The organism is Bradyrhizobium ottawaense (genome assembly GCF_002278135.3).
Lineage (GTDB): Bacteria > Pseudomonadota > Alphaproteobacteria > Rhizobiales > Xanthobacteraceae > Bradyrhizobium > Bradyrhizobium ottawaense.
On record NZ_CP029425.2, the window covers coordinates 8,524,140 to 8,541,619 of the forward strand.

A 17,480-nucleotide genomic window follows, 5' to 3' on the forward strand; every position below is an offset into this window, starting at 1 on the left:
TCTGCAGCCGGCTCATTCTCAACTGTCATTCCCCGCGAAGGCGGGGAATCCAGTATTCCAGAGACATCGAGATTCATAACGACTGCCGCGGCTTACTGGGTCGCCCGGTCGAGCGGGGCGACGACAGCGACGGTTAGGCGACAGCGCCCCTAATCCTCGACCCCATACCGGTGCAGATCATTGCCGTAGGTGTCGAGCCACTTCTTGGCGCGCTCCATCGACGGGCAGACTTTTCCGCACACGCGCCAGAACCGCGCCGAGTGGTTCATCTCGACGAGATGGGCGACTTCGTGCGCGGCGAGGTAGTCGAGCACGAAGGGCGGCGCGAGGATCAGGCGCCAGGAGAACGACAGCGAGCCGGCCGAGGTGCAGGAACCCCAGCGGCTGGACTGATCGCGGATCGACAGGCGCTTGACCCTGACGCCGAGCTCGGCGGCGTAAGCCTCCGCCGAACGCTGGAGGTCGCGGCGCGCCTCGCGCTTGAGGAAGTCGCTGACGCGGCGATCGACATGCTCGAGCCCGCCGGCGACGCAGAGAATGCGTTCGCCGCTATCGCGCGTCTCGGTCCACACCGTGCCGCGCGTGCCAGCGCGATGAACGATGCGATGCGACGTGCCGCGGAGCGGTATCACCGTGCCCGGCTGGAACGGCGCGGCCTTCGGCAGGCGACCGAGGCGCGCCGCGATCCACGCACCGTGGCGCTGCGCAAAGTCTTTTGCCTCGGCCAGCGTGCCGCGCGGCGGCATGGTGAGGATGGCTTCGCGATCGCTCGGATGAATTCTCAGGGTGTAACGGCGCGCGCGGCGGTGCCGGCGCAATCGGATGGCAAAATATTGCGATCCATGGGTGATCAGGACGGTCTTGGGTTCGTGGGGCCGCCGATAGAGGAGAGCGCGAGTGGCCATGTCTGTCAGTCCGGGGGGCAGGAGGGCGCCCGGATTTTGCCATAACCGCCGCCAGGGAAAGCGCTCGGCGCAAAAACAAATCATTTGCCCAATATACAGCGGTCTGACGTCCGGGAGACCCTACAGACTGGGGTTGGAACCGTCTTTTTTCGCCCCCGCTGGACGCATGCGGCACCCCCAAGGGGTGAGGGAAGACTCACTCCTATAAGGCTACCTAAATACCGCGAATCTGGAGAGAACCAGGCCCGGCCGGAGCCTCCGGCGGGGCCTGGATTTTCGACGGGAAAGCCGAAAACGAAGGTTATTCGGCCGCCAGAGCCTGCAATGAACTCGGATTCGCAGCTGAGACCATGAAGTCATGGATTCGCGGAACGATTTCCGACTTGAAGCGCGAGCCGTTGAACACGCCGTAATGTCCGACGCCCTTCTGGACGTAATGAACGCGGCGATGATCGGGGATCGAGCTGCACAATGTGTGCGTCGCTTCGGTCTGACCGAGACCCGAGATGTCGTCGTTCTCGCCTTCGACCGTCATCAACGCCACGCGCGTGACCTTGGATGGGTCCACGCGTGTTCCGCGATGGGTCATCTCGCCCTTCGGCAGCGAGTGCTTCACGAACACGGTGTCGACCGTCTGCAGGTAATACTCGGCGGAGAGGTCCATCACCGCGAGATATTCGTCATAGAACTCGCGATGCTTGTCGACGAGGTCGCCGTCGCCCTTCACCAGATGGGCAAAGAGCTGCTTGTGGGCGTCCATGTGGCGGTCGAGATTCATGCTGATGAAGCCGTTGAGCTGCAAAAATCCCGGATAGACGTCGCGCATCATGCCGGGATGCGGGAACGGCACCTTGGTGATGACGTGGTTGCGGAACCAGTCGATGCCGCGCTCCTGGGCGAGATTGTTCACCGCCGTCGGGTTGCGGCGGGTGTCGATCGGGCCGCCCATCAGCGTCATAGAGGTCGGCACGAAGGGATCGCGCCGCGCTTCCATGATCGAGACGGCGGCGACCACCGGCACGGAGGGCTGGCACACCGCCATGACATGGGTGTTGCCGCCGAGGACGTGCAGCATCTCGATGACGTAGTCGATGTAATCGTCGAGATCGAAGCGGCCATCGCTGAGCGGCACCATGCGGGCATCGGCCCAATCGGTGATGTAGACCTCATGCGCGGGCAGGAAGGCCTCGACCGTGCCGCGAAGCAGCGTCGCATAATGCCCGGACATCGGCGCCACGATCAGCACGCGCGGCTGCGGGCTGCGCAGGGGACGAGCGAACTTGCGATCGAAGTAGAGCAGCCGGCAGAACGGCTTTTCCCAGACCGAGCGGATCTCGACGGGGACGCGGATGCCGTTGACCTCGGTGTCGTTGAGGCCCCATTCCGGCTTGCCGTAGCGGCGCGTGGTGCGCTCGAACAATTCGCAGGCCGCGGCGACCGACTTGCCGACCTCGGTGCGCGCCCAGGGATTGAGAGGATTCTGGAACAGCAGCTTGGTCGCGTCAGTGACCGCACGTGCCGGATTGAGAGAGGCGTGCGCCATCTCGTACATCCAGTACATCGGCGTCGTCAGGACCGGACTGCCTTCTGCAGCCAGGGGCGGTGCGCCGCCAAACTCACCAATAGGCATCGCTATATCCCTCTTCGCATCGCAGCATACTGCCGAATGCGCAATATTGCGTCAATGCATGGTTCCGTACATCTACGGAGCCGAAGCGGCTAAACCAGCCTGAATCCACGGGAAAGTGACGTTATTCACCGCCCGACAGCAGCGAGCCGTGCCGTTTGGCGCTGCGCAAAAGGGCAAGGAATGATGCAAAAGATGCAACCAGAAAGACGGCGTTGATGGCCAGCGCCTCCAGCATCAGATCGGCGCGGAAGGTGTTTTCGATCAGCAGCGCGCGCATTCCCTCGAAGGCATAGGTCGGCGGCAACGCCCAAGCGACGTATTGCAGCCAGACCGGCAACACGCTGACGGGGTAGTAGACGCAGGCGAGCGGCAGGATCGCGAACATCAGGGTCCAGACGATGCTCTCGGCGCCGAGGCCGTTTCGCAGCACGAGACCCGACACGAAGATGCCGACCGACCAGCTCGTGAAGATCAGATTGCAGAAGAATGCGATCAAGGGCAGGCCCAGAGCATAGACATTGAAGTGAAACATGAACAGGGCGAGCAAGGTCATCGGAATGATCCCGATCGCAAGCCGGATCAGGCTCATGACCATCAGCGACAGCAGAAACTCGATCGGCCTCAAGGGGCTCATCATGAGGTTGCCGATGTTGCGCGCCCACATCTCCTCCAGGAACGAGATGGAGAAGCCGAGCTGCCCGCGGAACAGGATATCCCAGAGGATGACGGCGCCGATCAGCGTGCCGCCGGCGCGCGCGAAGAAATTGGAATTCTCGGCGATGTAATACTGGATGAAACCCCAAGTGATGACCTGCAGCGCCGGCCAGTACAGCAATTCAAGCAGCCGCGGCCAGGATGACAGCAGGAGGTACCAGTAGCGCAGGATCATCGCGCCGATGCGATGGACGGAGATGCCGCGGTGGAGGGGGATGTCCGTCATCGCGCGATAACCTGGCCCGGATGGGATCTGTCATCCCGGGGCGCGACATCGTCGCGAGCCCGGGATCCATAACCACGAAACTCAATTTGGCGAAGACTCGGAGTGACCCGTCTCGCCTCGCAACCGCCGCCTGTGATTATGGATTCCGGGCTCGCGCTCCGCGCGCCCCGGAATGACAGACCTCCATCCGGGCTACGAATACGGGTACGACCGCTCACCTCGCCGCCTCCTTCGCACCGTTCACCCGGCCGCGCGCGACGTCCAGAAACACCTCCTCCAGCGTGGTGCGATTGTAGCGCGCCATGATCGCCTCAGGCGTATCGTCGTCCTCGATGCGACCGCGCTTCATGATGATGACGCGGTCGCAGAGCCGCTCGACCTCGAGCATGTTGTGCGAAGCCAAAAGGATCGTGGCGTTGTTGTCCTTGCGATAACGCTCCAGGTGCGCCCGCACCCAGTCGGCGGTATCCGGATCGAGCGAGGCGGTCGGCTCGTCCAGCAGCAGCAGCTCGGGCCGGTTGATCAGCGCTTTGGCGAGCGCGACGCGGGTCTTCTGCCCGGCCGACAGCTTGCCGTTGGCGCGGTCGATGAATTCGGTGAGATCGAGATCGTCCGCGAGCTCGGCGATGCGGCCGGCGAGGTTCTTCACCGCATAGAGCTTGCCGAACACGGTGAGATTCTGCCGCACCGTGAGCCGCATCGGCATGTCGACATAGGGGCTCTCGAAATTCATCCGCCCCAGCACGGAAGCACTCTCCTCGGGCATCCGATGTCCGAGCACCTGCACGCGGCCGGAGGTCGGCAGCACAAGGCCCATGATCATTGCGATGGTCGTGGTCTTGCCGGCGCCGTTGCCGCCCAGAAGTCCGGTGATGCTGCCACGCGGCAACGAAAAGGAGATGTCGTCGACCGCTCGGGTCTGCTTATAGATTTTGACGAGGTGCTCGACCGCGATCGCCGCGGACGAGCTGCGCTCCGCGACAGTCGGCCGACTTGAAGCCTTGTCATTCTCGGTCATGCTGGTCGTTCTTCTGCTATTGCAGCGGATAGCGCAAGGCTTGTAATCCGGTGGTTCCGCGAGCCCAGCGTTTGTGATCTGGAAGGCACCCCCATTGGCCGATATGACTGAAATTGCTGCTTCCGACTTTCGCCACGCGCAGCGGCATATCCGCCTGGACACGATCCTGCGGCTGCGTTGGCTGGCGGTGCTGGGCCAGCTCGCCGCGATCTTCATCGTGGCGCAGGGGTTGGAATTCAACGTCGAGATCGTCCCCTGCGTCAGCATCATCGCCTTGTCGGCCGCGCTCAATCTGGCGCTCCAGACCGTGTCCAATCCGCTGCAGCGGCTGGAGCCGATGCAGGCGGCCGGACTGCTCGCGCTGAACATCGTGGAGCTGGCCGGTCTGCTGTACTTCACCGGCGGACTGCAGAACCCGTTCTCGTTCCTCTTCCTCGCGCCGGTGCTGATCTCGGCCACGGCGCTGCCGGCGCGCTTCACCTTCGGCCTCGGTGTGCTTGCGGTAGCCTGCGCCTCGGTCCTGTTCTTCTTCCATTTGCCGCTGCCCTGGGATTCCGATGATCCCCTGGTGCTGCCGCCGATCTACCTCGTCGGCGTCTGGCTCTCGATCGTGCTCGCGATCGGCGTCACCAGCCTCTACTCGTTCCAGGTGACCGAGGAGGCGCGCAAGCTTGCGGACGCGCTGGCCGCGACCGAGCTGGTGCTGACGCGCGAGCAGCATCTGACGCAGCTCGACGGCCTCGCAGCCGCGGCCGCGCACGAGCTCGGCACGCCGCTCGCGACGATCTTTTTGATCTCGCGCGAGCTGGAAAAGACGGTGAAGGACGCCAGCTTTGCCGCCGACCTGAAGACGCTGCGCGAGCAGACCCAGCGCTGCCGCGACATCTTGAGCAAGATCACCCAGCTCTCCTCCACCGGCGCGCCGTTCGACCGCATGAAGCTGTCGGAGCTGATCGAGGAGGTGGTGGCCCCGCACCGCGATTTCGGCGTCGAGATCAAGGTGCGGATCGCGGTCGCCGCCGTGTCCGAGCCGGTCGGCTCGCGCAATCCGGCGATCCTCTACGGCGTCGGCAACATCGTCGAGAACGCGGTCGATTTCGCCCATACCACCGTCGAGGTGAACGCGTGGTGGAACAAGGACACGATCGAGCTTCTGATCTCCGACGACGGCCCAGGCATTCCGCCCGACATCCTGAACCGGATCGGCGAGCCCTATCTGTCGCGGCGACGAACCACGGATGAGGGCAGCGGTGAGCGACGCGGTCTCGGATTGGGCGTGTTCATCGCGCGCACGTTGCTGGAACGCACCGGCGCCAAGGTCTCGTTTACCAACCGGATCTTTCCGGAACACGGCGCGGTGGTGCAGATCACATGGCCGCGACAGCGTTTTGAGGCTATCGAGAGCCTCGAAGAAACAATAGGATAGGCCGCGACCTTGCGTCGCACAACAGGGCCGATCGACTATCGGCGGCCTTGGCACCGCCCGATTGCGAGGCCATATGTAGTCGCGTTGGAGAGAGGACAAAACCTTGAACGCCATCGCCGAACTGAACGAACAGACCGACCGCTCGCTGCTCATCGTGGAGGACGACAAGCCGTTCCTGGAGCGGTTGTCGCGCGCCATGGAGACGCGCGGCTTCTCGGTGACGTCATGCGACACCGTCTCGGATGGTCTTGCGCAGATCGGCAAGGCAGCGCCGGCATTCGCCGTGGTGGACTTGCGGCTCGGCGACGGCAACGGCCTTGACGTGGTCTCGGCGCTGAAGAAGAAGCGCCCGGATGCGCGCGCGATCGTGCTGACCGGCTATGGCAACATCGCCACCGCCGTCACCGCGGTGAAGATGGGCGCGATCGATTATCTCTCCAAGCCGGCGGATGCCGACGACGTCGTCGCGGCGCTGCTGTCGACCAGCGCGGAGAAATCCGAGCTGCCGACCAACCCGATGTCCGCCGACCGCGTACGCTGGGAGCACATCCAGCGCATCTACGAGATGTGCAACCGCAACGTCTCGGAGACGGCGCGCAGGCTGAACATGCACCGCAGGACGTTGCAGCGCATTCTGGCCAAGCGCGCGCCGAGGTAGCGGTCTCGTAGGGTGGGCAAAGGCGCGCAAGCGCCGTGCCCACGCTCTGTTAGAGTTGGATAGAGATCGTGGGCACGCTTCGCTTTGCCCACCCTACGGCACCGATGTTTGCGGCGCCGCTACTCCCAAAATTCCGCATGCCCTTGCGGGTCGACCAGCCGGTTGATCCGAAGCGCCGCCGCCATTCCAAACCGCACCGTCATCTGCTTGCGCGTGGCCGCAGCGAGCTTGTGCTCGGGCGCTTCGCAATGCAGGTGCGCGCCATAGGCGTCGGCGATGATCAGGCCGGTGCCTTCCGGAAAGATCTCGCACGGCAGGTCCTGAGTGAAGGCGAAGAACAGCCGGTCGCAATGGGCGCGGTACTCGTGCCATTTCTGGTCGGCGCGCAGATCCTCCACCGACGATTTGATCTCGACGATCCAGATCTCGCCGCGCTCGTTCAGCGCCACGAGATCGGCGCGCCGGCCCGAGGGCAGCGGCAATTCGCTGATGCAGGTAAAGCCGAGCGAACGCAGCAGCCGCGCGGTGCCCCGCGCGACCGCGAGCGCCGTCTCCGACTGGCGGCGATCAGGCGGCGGCACGAGGGCGATGTTGCGGGCGGGATTGTCCATGGGGGGAGGATAGCCGATTCCGTAGAACTGCACACTGCTCGATGGAGCCTAAGCGCAGTCTCGATCTCCGCCGTCGTCCCCGCGAAAGCGGGGACCCATAACCACAGGGAGTTGTTGTAGGGCGCTCAGGTAACTCCGAGTCATCGCAAAACTGCTCCCTGTGGTTATGGGTCCCGGATCGGCGCTCCGCTTCGCTGCGCTTGTCCGGGACGACACCGAGGATGAAACACGGAACCTCCCCTCCCCCACGCACTTATCACGCAGCCGCCGCACCTCGGCGGAACCACCGAGGCTGCGCGGATGATCGACGATCTCTGGTACAAGAACGGCGTGATCTACTGCCTTTCCGTCGGCTCCTATATGGACGCCAACGGTGACGGCGTCGGCGACTTCAAGGGCCTGCTCCGCCGGCTCGACTATCTGCATGGCCTCGGCATCACCACGATCTGGCTGATGCCGTTCCAGACCTCGCCCGGCCGCGACGACGGCTACGACATCGCCGACTATTACAGCGTGGATGCGCGTTACGGCACGCTCGGCGATTTCGTCGAGTTCGCCCACGGCTGCAAGCAGCGCGGCATCCGCATCATCATCGACCTCGTCGTCAACCACACCTCGGATCAGCATCACTGGTTCAAGGAGGCGCGGCGCGACAAGAACTCGCCCTACCGCGACTGGTATGTGTGGTCCGACAAGAAGCCGGCCGGTGCCGACAAGGGCATGGTGTTTCCCGGCGTGCAGAAAACGACCTGGACGCGCGACAAGGAAGCGGGCGCGTATTACTTCCACCGCTTCTACGATTTCCAGCCCGACCTCAACACCTCGAACCCGCATGTGCAGGCCGAGATCCTGAAGATCATGGGGTTCTGGATCCAGCTCGGCGTCTCCGGCTTCCGCATGGACGCCGTGCCCTTCGTGATCGCGACCAAGGGTGCGAAGGTGAAGAAGCCGGTCGAGCAGTACGACATGCTGCGCGCATTCCGCGAATTCCTGCAATGGCGGCAGGGCGACGCCATCATCCTCGCCGAAGCCAATGTGCTGCCGAAGACGGACATGGAATATTTCGGCCGCGACGCCGACCGCATGCACATGATGTTCAACTTCCACGTCAACCAGCACCTGTTCTATGCGCTGGCATCCGCAGATTCGCGGCCGCTGGCGAAGGCGTTGAAGGCGACCAAGCCGCGGCCGGCGACCGCGCAATGGGGCCTGTTCCTGCGCAATCACGACGAGCTCGACCTGGGGCGGCTGACCAAGGCGCAGCGCGACTCCGTGTTCAGGAATTTCGGTCCCGACAAGGACATGCAGCTCTACGACCGCGGCATCAGGCGGCGCCTCGCGCCGATGCTGGGCGGCGATCGCCGGCGGCTCGAACTCGCCTACAGCCTGATGTGCACGCTGCCCGGAACGCCCGTGATCCGCTATGGCGACGAGATCGCGATGGGCGACGATCTCTCACTGCCGGAACGCAATTGCGCGCGCACGCCGATGCAATGGTCGACCGAGCCGCATGGCGGCTTCACCAAGAGCAACAGGCCGGCCTGCCCTGTGATCGACAAGGGGCCTTACGGCTATCCCCACGTCAACGTCGCCAAGCAGCGGCGCGATCCCAACTCCATGCTGAACTGGACCGAGCGCATCGTCCGTATGCGCAAGGAGGTGCCTGAAATCGGCTGGGGCGACTTCACGATCATTCCGGTGCGCGATCCCGCCGTGTTCATCATGCGCTACGACTGGCGCAACAATTCGGTGCTGTTCGTGCATAATCTCGACGAGAAGCCGCGCGAGATCGCGTTCTCGGCCGGGCTGCCGGACGAGGCCGGCGCGCACCTGATCAATCTGCTCGCGGAGGACCACAGCCACGCCGACAAGCGCGGCCAGCACCGGATCGTGCTGGAGCCGTATGGGTATCGCTGGTACCGCGTCGGCGGGCTGGATTATCTGCTGAAGCGGAGCGATATCGACGGGGATACGGTGAGAGGGAAGAAGCATCCGGGGTAGTGCCCGACTGTAACCGCACACCCCACTGTCGTCCCCGCGCACGCGGAGACCCATAACCACAGGAAGGAGTTTGTGGCGAGCGGGCAACTCCGAATCGTCGCCAAACCACTCCCTGTGGTTATGGATCCCGGATCTGCGCTCCGCTTCGCTGCGCTTGTCCGGGACGACATCTCACGGCGGGGCCACCACCACGCCCTCATTGCCGCGCAGATCCAGCACGCCTTCGATCCGCTCGTCCTCGCGATCCAAAAACGTTGACAGCAGTATGCTGCTGCCGAAACGGATCGCGCTGGTGGTCACCGCGACCGGATCGGGGCCGAGATTGAGCGCCACGATCACCGCCTGCCCCTCGGCCTCGCGGCGATAGATCAGGAGATCGCCTTGCGCCGCGATCGGATGATAATCGCCGGCGACCAGCGGCCGACTGCTCTTCCGCAGGGTGATCAGGCGTCTGTAGAGGCTGAGGATCGAGCGCGCATCGGCTTCGAGATTGACGACATTGTCGCGCACATAGTGCGCCGGCAGCGGCAGCCACGGCCGCGCCGCCGAGAAGCCGGCGAATTCGGTCGCATCCCACTGCATCGGCGTGCGGCAGCCGTCGCGGCCGACACCGATGCCGGGCACGTTCTTTTCGAAGGGGTCGCGCACGTCCTCCGGCGCAATCGCCACTTGATGCATGCCGATCTCGTCGCCGTAATAGAGCGTCGGCGTGCCGCGCAGCGTCAGCAGCAGCATGGCGGCGACACGGGCCTGCTCGGGACCCACGCGGCTTGCGACGCGCGGGCGATCGTGATTGCCGAGCACCCAGTTCGGCCAGGCGCCGCGCGGCAGCGCCTTCTCGTAATCCTCGATGATTGTCTCGATCGAGCGCGCGCTCCAGAAGGTCAAGAGCAGCGCGAAATTGAACGGCATCTGCGCGCCGGTGAGGTCGTTGCCGTAATAGGCCATGAGACGGTGCAGCGGCAGATAGATCTCGCCGATCAGCACGCGGGCTTCGAATTCATCGGTGACGCGTCGCATCTCGGCGATCACGTCATGCACCTCCGGCTGGTCGGTGGAGTATTGCGTCATGATCCTTTCGTTCGGCGGCCGGCCCTCGACGTAATGCGGATTGGGCGGGTTGTCGCGGAATTCGGCATCCTTGATCAGGTGCCAGATCACGTCGACGCGAAAGCCGTCGACGCCCTTGTCGAGCCAGAACCGCATCACGTCGTAGATCGCGGCACGGACGTCCGGATTGCGCCAGTTCAGGTCCGGCTGCTGGGCGAGAAAGGCATGGTAGTAATATTGCCCCGTGGTCTCATCGAACTGCCACGCGCTGCCGCCGAACTCGGACAGCCAGTTGTTCGGCACCCCGCCGTCGGGTGCCGGATCGCGCCAGATGTACCAGTCTCGCTTGGGATTGTCGCGCGAGGCGCGGCTCTCGACGAACCAGGCATGCTGATCGGAGGTGTGGTTCGGCACGAGGTCGAGGATCAGTTTCAGGCCGTTGTCGTGGGCGGCCGTGATCAGCGCATCGAAATCGGCCATCGTGCCGAACAGCGGCTCGATGCCGGTATAGTCGGAGATGTCGTAGCCGAAATCCTCCATCGGCGAGGGAAAGATCGGCGACAGCCAGATCGCATCGACGCCGAGCGATTTGACGTAAGGCAACCGCTGCAAAATGCCGGCGAGATCGCCGACGCCGTCACCATCTGAGTCCTGAAAGGAGCGCGGGTAGACCTGATAGAAGATGCCGTCGCGCCACCAGTTGCTATCGCTCTGAGCCATGCTGGAGAACCCATCCATAAATCTGCGCCTCGGGCGGAAGAACGCGACAGCAGCGCCCCGGTTCAAATTGGCGAGCCAATTGGGACGGCCGTGTGACGGCGGGCGTGATTGTTCCAGGCTCCATTCCAGATCCTTGGCCGAATCTTTTGCTTGGCGGCATGGCAAAAATCGGCATTGTGGCGCCATGACCGAGCAAAATGACACCCAAGACTCTTCGCAATCCAAGGCCGGCGCGATCATCGTTCCCGTGACGCTGTTCGAGCAGAACTGCACCATCATCTGGGACGAGCCCTCCAAGAAGGCGGTGGTGATCGACCCCGGCGGGGACGTGCCCAAGATCCTGGACGCGATCAAGCAGACCGGCGTCACCGTGGAGAAGATCTGGCTGACCCACGGCCATATCGATCATGTCGGCGGCGCGGCCGATCTGCGCGATGCACTGAAGGTGCCGATCGAAGGCCCGCATGAAGCGGACAAGTTCCTGCTCGACAATGTGGTCGAGAGCGGCGCACGCTTCGGCATGACCGGCGTGCGCAATTTCGCGCCGGACCGTTGGCTCGCCGAAGGCGACACCGTGTCGATCGGCAGCTTGCAATTCGATATTTTCCACTGCCCCGGCCACTCGCCCGGCAGCGTGGTGTTCTTCAACAAGGAGCTGCGCTTCGCCCATGTCGGCGATGTCCTGTTCGCCGGCTCGGTCGGACGCACCGATTTGCCGGGCGGCAGTCACGCCACGCTGATCAACTCGATTCTGACCAAGCTATTGCCGCTCGGCGACGACGTCGGCTTCATCTGCGGTCACGGCGCCGGCTCAAGCATCGGCCAGGAGCGGATGACCAATCCGTTCATCACCGGCGCGATGTGAGGTTTATTCCGCCGCGTCCACAAGCGTGGCGGTCTCAGTGAGGTGACGATCGCCCCAGTCGCGGATCGCCGCGACGACCGGCACGAAGCTATTGCCCTTGCGGGTCAAGCGATATTCGACCTTCGGCGGCACTTCGCCGAAATCCTTGCGGTCGATCAGGCCGCTTTGTGTCAGGGCCTTCAATTCACGGCTGAGCACGCGCGGGGCGATCTCGGCGCTGCCTTCCGTGCCGCGCAATAAACCGCTGCGGATCTCGCCATAGCGGCGCGGGCCGTCCTTGAGGTCCCAGACGATGCGCAGCTTGTACTTGCCGCTGATCATCTTCTGAAAGGCCGCGACCGGACAGATGCGCGCCGGGTTCGCCTTCGCCATGTCGTCTCCTCCACGCGTTAGATTCTTGTTTTGACGCGTTTTCTTCACGCGAACCGGCATCCACTTCGCTCGAAACGCTATGGCAAAGAGGATAGGAGCAACGTCGAAAAAGTCCATACTATCAATTTTGTCCATACTTGCAGGATCGCTAGCAAGCCGCAGATGATGACGCACACGACGAACAGGGAGCGTCACATGAAGCACTTCATGATCAGATATGAATTCAGGAACGGTGCGACGGACGCCTGGCACCAGGAGGTCGGCCGCTTCATCAAGGCGATCGACGGCGATCCGGAGCTGACGGGCCGGATCGGCTATCGCGTCTTGAAAAACCTCGACGATGGCAGCTATTTCCATCTCGCCAGCGTCGCTGACGATGCCGCGCAAAAAGCGCTGCAATCGCGCGACTTCTTCAAAGCCTATCAGGAGATGACGCGGAAGGTCGCCGGCGGCGAGGTGACGGTGACGCCGATCGAGTGGATCGGTCAGACGGCGTAGTTTCCGCGGACTGACACGACGACATCGCTACAAACCTCGCTGTCGTCCCGGACAAGCGAAGCGCAGATCCGGGACCCATAACCACAGGAAGCCGTGTTTTGCGGGGACTCGGAGTTGGCCCTTCGCGCCTCACTTTGCCCTGTGGCAATGGGTCCCGGATCGGCGCGCGCTTGGGGCGCGCTTGTCCGGACGACGGCGGAGTTTGGGGCTACTTCATCAATCCTGCGGCGGTCAGTGCGCGCGTGATGATCTGGCCGAGATCGAAGCTGCGAGCCTCCTCGCGCGTCGGCTCGGCCGGCTGTTCGGCGACCGCTGCGCGGATCGAGCGGGCGAGATGCGGCGCGGGCGTCAGTGCCGGCTGCGCTGCAGGCCTGCTTGTAGACTTGCTTGTAGGCTTGGCCTCCGCCTTTGCAGCGTCTGCAATCCAGCCGGTCAGGCCGAAGAACTTTGCGATGTGATAGGACGAGGAAATGCCGGCCTCGATCAGGAATGCGCCTTCGACGCCATAGCGCTGGTCGTTGTCGGCCAGCCCAAGCGGCGTGCCGTGCGCCATGTCGGTGATGGCGTAGGACTCGACCAGCGTCTCGCCGTCCTTGCCCCACCAGGCCTGGCGCGGATAGCCGTCGACATTGGTCTCCGCCATCGGCGCTTCCGGCAGATCGTGCAGATCGAGCCACTGTTTGACGATCTCGTTGGCATTGCCGGGATTGACGGTGCGGTCGGCGCTGCCGTGCCACACCGAGACCTTCGGCCAGGGGCCGCGATAATCCGAGGCATTGCGCACAAGATCGCCGAGCTCGCGCGCGGGACGCACCGGGGAATGAAACATGCCGTCCAGTGCCTCGCGCAAATTCGAGGCGATGCCATAGGGCAGTCCGGCAATGACCGCACCCGCCGCGAAGACTTCCGGATAGGTCGCGAGCATCACCGACGTCATGCCGCCGCCGGCGGACAAGCCGGTGATGAAGATGCGCTTGGGATCGATGCGATGCGCCTCCGCCATATGCGCGATCATCTCGCGGATCGAATGCGCCTCGCCGCTGTCCCGCGCCGTATCTTCCGGATTGAACCAGTTGAAGCAGGTGTTGCCGTTGTTGATCCGCTGCTGCTCGGGCATAAGCAGCGCGAAGCCATAGTGCTTCGCGAGCGTCGACCAGCCCGCGCCGAGATCGTAGCCCGCCGCCGTCTGCCCGCAGCCATGCAGCACGACGACCAGCGCGCGCGGCTTCTGCAACTGCGCCGGCACGAACGCGAACATGCGCAAGGCCCCCGGGTTGTCGCCGAAGCCGGTGACCTCTTGCAATGGACTGGACGCATCCGCGCTCCGGCCGAGCTCGGCAAAGCGCAGACCGTCCAGCCTCGGCAGACGTCTCAACAGATCAACATTTTTGGCTAACGACACGGCAACTTCCTGGTGGGCGGCTTTCAACGCTTAGCCAAACCAGATAGTTGCTGCATTGCAAAATAAAAAGACCGTGCGCTGTCAATCCACGAAAATCACGGGGAATTCCGCCGAAATCCGCACGAATTAACCGCAATGCCTCGACTTCACGCAGATGCGCGACGCATCCACGACAGAAATGCGGCACAGATCATGATTAATGTCACAAACAGCGCAAGCGAGACCAGAAATCCTGCGCGCGCTGATTGCAAGGTATCGACCGCGAAGAACACCGCGCCGATTGCGGCCACTCCGGCCGCATTTCCGATCTGCGCCGTCGTGCCGTAGATGCCCGACGCCGAGCCTGCGGCGACAGGCTTGACGGTCGAGAGCACCGCGCCGGAGAGCGGCGCCATCACCAATCCCTGACCGTAGCCGAAGATGATCATGACGAACGCGAGCAGAAGCGGCGATGGCGCATCGATACAGGCTGCAACAAGCGCGAGCGCGGCGAGGCCTGCGATCTGCAGCGCACAGCCTTCGATCAACACCTTGGTGCCGCGATGACGCGCCCGCGCGCCGCTGTGGCGCGAGGCCACGACGAAGGCAAGCGCAAGCGGGATGAAGGCCATGCCGGCTGACAGCGGCGGGATTTTCAGGCCGCGCTGCATGAACAGCGTCATGACCAGATAGAAGGAAAGATTGGCCAGGAAGAAAAAGAAGGCGGCGCCAAGCCCGCGCAGGAAAGCGGCGTCCGCCAGCAGCGTGAGGTCGATCAACGGCATGCCGCCGGCACCAGCGACTGCCTGCTCGAGCTTCAGGAACGCTATGAGGACGACGCCGCCGACCGCCATCACGGCCCACAGCCAGGGTGCCCAGCCTGCATCGTGACCAAAAAGCAGCGGGCCGATCAGGCACAGCAGCCCCGCGAACAGGACCGAGCTGCCCTTGATGTCGAGCCTCGTCCCTGATCGCCGCGGCACCGATGGCATGATGCGCCAGGCGGCACCTGCAATGACGAGGCCGCAGGGCACGTTGACGAAGAACACCGAACGCCAGCCGGTGCCGGCAAGGTCGATCGTGACCAGCAGGCCGCCGAGCAGGAAGCCCGCGGCACCCGCCAGCCCCAGCACGATCCCGTAGATGGCGAATGCGCGGCTGCGCGTCTCGTCGGTGAAGAGGAGATGCAGCGTCGCCAGCACCTGGGGCACCATCAGCGCCGCGGTCGCGCCCTGCGCCAGGCGAGCGATGATCAGCTCCACCCCTGAGAGCGCGAGCCCGCACCACAGCGAGGTCGCCGTGAAGCCGAGCAGGCCGGCCAAAAAGACAGTCTTGGTGCCGTGGATATCGCCGAGCCGGCCGCCGGTGACGACAAGCGTGGCATAAGCGATCAGATAGATCGCGATGACCGCTTCGATCTGCGCGGGCGATGCCTTCAGCTCGACCGCAATGGTCGGAATTGCGACGTTAAGGATGAAGGCATCGACGCCGAACATGAATTGGGCGGCCACGACGATGGCCAGCACCCACCAGCGGCGGGTCGAATCGACTTGTTGTGTGACGATCTGATGCATCGGCGCATGACCCGGAACTATCGTTGCCTGATGATTTCAGTTCGTGGGCGGTGGCGCGATTACCTCGTAGGTCAGATTCGTGCGCTCTTCGCCTCTCCCCGCTTGCGGCAGGGCACTCGCACATGCTTCGCGGCGACATCGGAGCAAGCGCCTCGTCCTTCGAGACGACCGCTTCGCGGTCCCCTCAGCATGAGGCTGAACTGCGTCGGTGTGCTTTGAAACTGCACCGGCGTACTCCGCCTTCATCCTGAGGGCCCGCCAACGGCGGGCGTCTCGAAGGATGTGCCGCGGCGGAGGTTGCCTCAAATGCATAGCCCTGCCGCAAGCGGGGAGAGGGAGAAGAGGCAACTTCGCCGCATGCCTGCATTCCGCCGCGCGGGACACCGCGCGATTGCGTTCGTGCCATCAGGCACGTAGCCTCACGGCCTCAACAAACAGAAAATCAAAGCCGGAGAGAACGCCATGGCGCGCCTGAAGTTCGGAGCCTTCCTTGCCCCGCATCACCCGATCGGGGAGCATCCGATGCTCCAGTTCCGGCGCGATCTCGAGCTGGTCGAGCAGCTCGATGCGCTCGGCTACGACGAGTTCTGGTGCGGCGAGCATCATTCCTCGGGCTGGGAGATGATCGCCTCGCCCGAGATGTTCCTGGCTGCGGCCGGCGAGCGCACCAAGCGGATCAAGCTCGGCACCGGCGTGGTGTCGCTGCCCTATCACCATCCCTACAACGTCGCCCAGCGCATGGTGCAGCTCGACCACATGACCGGCGGCCGCGCCATCTTCGGCTCCGGCCCCGGCGCGCTCGCCTCCGACGCACACACGCTCGGCATCGACCCGATGACGCAGCGCGACCGGCAAGACGAGGCCATCGGCGTCATCCGCCGGCTCTTCAACGGTGAGCGCGTCACGGCCAAGAGCGACTGGTTCACCATGAACGATGCCGCGCTGCAGATCCTGCCGCTGCAGGAAGAGATGCCGTTCGTCGTGGCCTCGCAGATCTCGCCCTCCGGCATGACGCTCGCCGGCAAATACGGCTGCGGCATCATCTCGCTGGGCTCGATGACGACACAGGGCCTGATGTCGCTACAGCAGCAATGGCAGTTCGCCGAGGACGCTGCGAAGAAGCACGGCACCAAGGTGAACCGCGCCGACTGGCGCGTGCTCTTGACCTTCCACATCGCCGAGTCCCGCGAGCAGGCGCGCAAGGAAGCCGGCGCCGGGCTGATGCGCTGGCACAACGAATATAATGTCGGCACGCTGCAGCGGCCGGGCCTGACCGCGTTCTCCTCGCCGGATGAAGCCGTGGACAAGACCGCCTTCGTCGAGGGCGCGGCGTCCACCATCGGCACGCCCGACGATCTCGTCAAAACCATCAAGAACGTGATGCAGGTCTCCGGCGGCGTCGGCGCCATCATCGGCTTCGTGCACGACTGGGCCAATCCGGAGGCGACGCGCCGCAGCTGGGATATGGTTGCGCGCTACGTCGTGCCCGAGATCAACGGCTATATCGACGGCCTGCGCAGGTCGCAAAAATTCGTGATCGAGAACCGCGCCATCTTCGAGCGTGCAGGCCAGGCCGTGATGGCCAAGATCATGGAGAACGAGAAGGCCGCCGAGGCGCTGAAGGTGACCGGCCCCGGCCGCGTCGCCATCCCCGCCGTCAACGCCCCGGATCTGCAGAAGGAAGCGGCGAAGCGGTAGGATGCCAGCTCTCTCTACTCGTCGTCCCGGACAAGCGCGCCCAAAGCGCGCGCAGATCCGGGACCCATAACCACAGCATAGGGTTTGGCGAAGATTGCTAACCACTATCTCGCACACTCCCTGTGGCTATGGG

At 63.8% G+C, this 17,480-nt stretch carries 15 protein-coding genes; 6 read left to right on the forward strand and 9 right to left on the reverse strand.

Going from position 1 to position 17,480, the window contains the following annotated elements; translation table 11 throughout:
- Positions 1 to 149: 149 nt before the first annotated feature.
- The 4 genes from CIT37_RS39795 to CIT37_RS39810 all read right to left on the reverse strand — a co-directional run bounded on the left by CIT37_RS39795 (position 150) and on the right by CIT37_RS39810 (position 4,493).
- Positions 150 to 989 (reverse strand): M48 family metallopeptidase, encoded by an 840-nt coding sequence (locus tag CIT37_RS39795; protein ID WP_028139604.1) that lies wholly within the window; start codon positions 987 to 989, stop codon positions 150 to 152.
- Between the two features lie 217 nt (positions 990 to 1,206).
- Complete coding sequence (locus CIT37_RS39800; RefSeq protein WP_028139603.1) at positions 1,207 to 2,535, reverse strand: polyhydroxyalkanoate depolymerase; 1,329 nt, start codon at positions 2,533 to 2,535, stop codon at positions 1,207 to 1,209.
- Between the two features lie 121 nt (positions 2,536 to 2,656).
- Positions 2,657 to 3,475 carry an ABC transporter permease gene (locus tag CIT37_RS39805; RefSeq protein ID WP_038970673.1) on the reverse strand — a complete coding sequence of 273 codons (819 nt, stop codon included), beginning with the start codon at positions 3,473 to 3,475 and terminating at the stop codon, positions 2,657 to 2,659.
- A 214-nt stretch (positions 3,476 to 3,689) separates the two neighbouring features.
- On the reverse strand, positions 3,690 to 4,493 hold the full coding sequence (locus CIT37_RS39810; RefSeq protein ID WP_028139601.1) for an ABC transporter ATP-binding protein: 804 nt from the start codon (positions 4,491 to 4,493) through the stop codon (positions 3,690 to 3,692).
- Positions 4,494 to 4,596: 103 nt separating this feature from the next.
- Between CIT37_RS39810 and CIT37_RS39815 the strand changes: the two genes are divergently transcribed.
- On the forward strand, positions 4,597 to 5,919 hold the full coding sequence (locus CIT37_RS39815; protein ID WP_028139600.1) for an ActS/PrrB/RegB family redox-sensitive histidine kinase: 1,323 nt from the start codon (positions 4,597 to 4,599) through the stop codon (positions 5,917 to 5,919).
- Positions 5,920 to 6,022: 103 nt separating this feature from the next.
- Entirely contained in the window at positions 6,023 to 6,577 is a 555-nt protein-coding gene (locus CIT37_RS39820) for an ActR/PrrA/RegA family redox response regulator transcription factor (protein ID WP_095424935.1), read from the forward strand.
- Between the two features lie 119 nt (positions 6,578 to 6,696).
- Here CIT37_RS39820 and CIT37_RS39825 read toward each other — a convergent pair whose 3' ends face one another.
- The gene (locus CIT37_RS39825; RefSeq protein ID WP_038949476.1) at positions 6,697 to 7,188 is read right to left on the reverse strand and encodes an MmcB family DNA repair protein; all 492 of its coding nucleotides are present in this window, start codon (positions 7,186 to 7,188) and stop codon (positions 6,697 to 6,699) included.
- 300 nt (positions 7,189 to 7,488) lie between these two features.
- On the opposite strand from CIT37_RS39825, the gene CIT37_RS39830 reads away from it, so the two are divergent.
- On the forward strand, positions 7,489 to 9,189 hold the full coding sequence (locus CIT37_RS39830) for an alpha-amylase family protein (protein WP_095424936.1): 1,701 nt from the start codon (positions 7,489 to 7,491) through the stop codon (positions 9,187 to 9,189).
- Between the two features lie 171 nt (positions 9,190 to 9,360).
- Here the strand turns inward: CIT37_RS39830 and CIT37_RS39835 are convergent, their stop codons facing one another.
- Positions 9,361 to 10,959 (reverse strand): alpha-amylase family glycosyl hydrolase, encoded by a 1,599-nt coding sequence (locus tag CIT37_RS39835; protein WP_095424937.1) that lies wholly within the window; start codon positions 10,957 to 10,959, stop codon positions 9,361 to 9,363.
- Between the two features lie 184 nt (positions 10,960 to 11,143).
- Here CIT37_RS39835 and CIT37_RS39840 point away from each other — a divergent pair, with 184 nt between their 5' ends.
- Complete coding sequence (locus CIT37_RS39840) at positions 11,144 to 11,824, forward strand: MBL fold metallo-hydrolase (RefSeq protein WP_038949472.1); 681 nt, start codon at positions 11,144 to 11,146, stop codon at positions 11,822 to 11,824.
- A 3-nt stretch (positions 11,825 to 11,827) separates the two neighbouring features.
- Here the strand turns inward: CIT37_RS39840 and CIT37_RS39845 are convergent, their stop codons facing one another.
- Positions 11,828 to 12,331, reverse strand: a complete 504-nt coding sequence (locus CIT37_RS39845; RefSeq protein ID WP_244611341.1) for a winged helix-turn-helix transcriptional regulator — start codon at positions 12,329 to 12,331, stop codon at positions 11,828 to 11,830.
- Positions 12,332 to 12,391: 60 nt separating this feature from the next.
- On the opposite strand from CIT37_RS39845, the gene CIT37_RS39850 reads away from it, so the two are divergent.
- A complete protein-coding gene (locus CIT37_RS39850; RefSeq protein WP_244611342.1) occupies positions 12,392 to 12,694 on the forward strand; it encodes a hypothetical protein in 303 nt (100 codons plus the stop codon).
- Between the two features lie 208 nt (positions 12,695 to 12,902).
- Here the strand turns inward: CIT37_RS39850 and CIT37_RS39855 are convergent, their stop codons facing one another.
- Complete coding sequence (locus CIT37_RS39855; protein ID WP_095424961.1) at positions 12,903 to 14,096, reverse strand: extracellular catalytic domain type 1 short-chain-length polyhydroxyalkanoate depolymerase; 1,194 nt, start codon at positions 14,094 to 14,096, stop codon at positions 12,903 to 12,905.
- A 146-nt stretch (positions 14,097 to 14,242) separates the two neighbouring features.
- The gene (locus CIT37_RS39860; protein WP_095424939.1) at positions 14,243 to 15,649 is read right to left on the reverse strand and encodes an MFS transporter; all 1,407 of its coding nucleotides are present in this window, start codon (positions 15,647 to 15,649) and stop codon (positions 14,243 to 14,245) included.
- 462 nt (positions 15,650 to 16,111) lie between these two features.
- Here CIT37_RS39860 and CIT37_RS39865 point away from each other — a divergent pair, with 462 nt between their 5' ends.
- Positions 16,112 to 17,347, forward strand: a complete 1,236-nt coding sequence (locus CIT37_RS39865; RefSeq protein ID WP_028139591.1) for an LLM class flavin-dependent oxidoreductase — start codon at positions 16,112 to 16,114, stop codon at positions 17,345 to 17,347.
- Positions 17,348 to 17,480 lie beyond the last annotated feature (133 nt).

Excerpts from the sequence above, each read along its gene's own strand:
- CIT37_RS39840 (WP_038949472.1), top strand. The coding sequence starts at position 11,144 with ATGACCGAGCAAAATGACACCCAAGACTCTTCGCAATCCAAGGCCGGC.
- CIT37_RS39860 (WP_095424939.1), bottom strand. The coding sequence starts at position 15,649 with ATGCATCAGATCGTCACACAACAAGTCGATTCGACCCGCCGCTGGTGG.
- CIT37_RS39835 (WP_095424937.1), bottom strand. The coding sequence starts at position 10,959 with ATGGCTCAGAGCGATAGCAACTGGTGGCGCGACGGCATCTTCTATCAG.
- CIT37_RS39845 (WP_244611341.1), bottom strand. The coding sequence starts at position 12,331 with ATGGACAAAATTGATAGTATGGACTTTTTCGACGTTGCTCCTATCCTC.
- CIT37_RS39800 (WP_028139603.1), bottom strand. The coding sequence starts at position 2,535 with ATGCCTATTGGTGAGTTTGGCGGCGCACCGCCCCTGGCTGCAGAAGGC.
- CIT37_RS39815 (WP_028139600.1), top strand. The coding sequence starts at position 4,597 with ATGACTGAAATTGCTGCTTCCGACTTTCGCCACGCGCAGCGGCATATC.
- CIT37_RS39830 (WP_095424936.1), top strand. The coding sequence starts at position 7,489 with ATGATCGACGATCTCTGGTACAAGAACGGCGTGATCTACTGCCTTTCC.
- CIT37_RS39810 (WP_028139601.1), bottom strand. The coding sequence starts at position 4,493 with ATGACCGAGAATGACAAGGCTTCAAGTCGGCCGACTGTCGCGGAGCGC.
- CIT37_RS39805 (WP_038970673.1), bottom strand. The coding sequence starts at position 3,475 with ATGACGGACATCCCCCTCCACCGCGGCATCTCCGTCCATCGCATCGGC.
- CIT37_RS39795 (WP_028139604.1), bottom strand. The coding sequence starts at position 989 with ATGATTTGTTTTTGCGCCGAGCGCTTTCCCTGGCGGCGGTTATGGCAA.
- CIT37_RS39865 (WP_028139591.1), top strand. The coding sequence starts at position 16,112 with ATGGCGCGCCTGAAGTTCGGAGCCTTCCTTGCCCCGCATCACCCGATC.
- CIT37_RS39850 (WP_244611342.1), top strand. The coding sequence starts at position 12,392 with ATGAAGCACTTCATGATCAGATATGAATTCAGGAACGGTGCGACGGAC.
- CIT37_RS39825 (WP_038949476.1), bottom strand. The coding sequence starts at position 7,188 with ATGGACAATCCCGCCCGCAACATCGCCCTCGTGCCGCCGCCTGATCGC.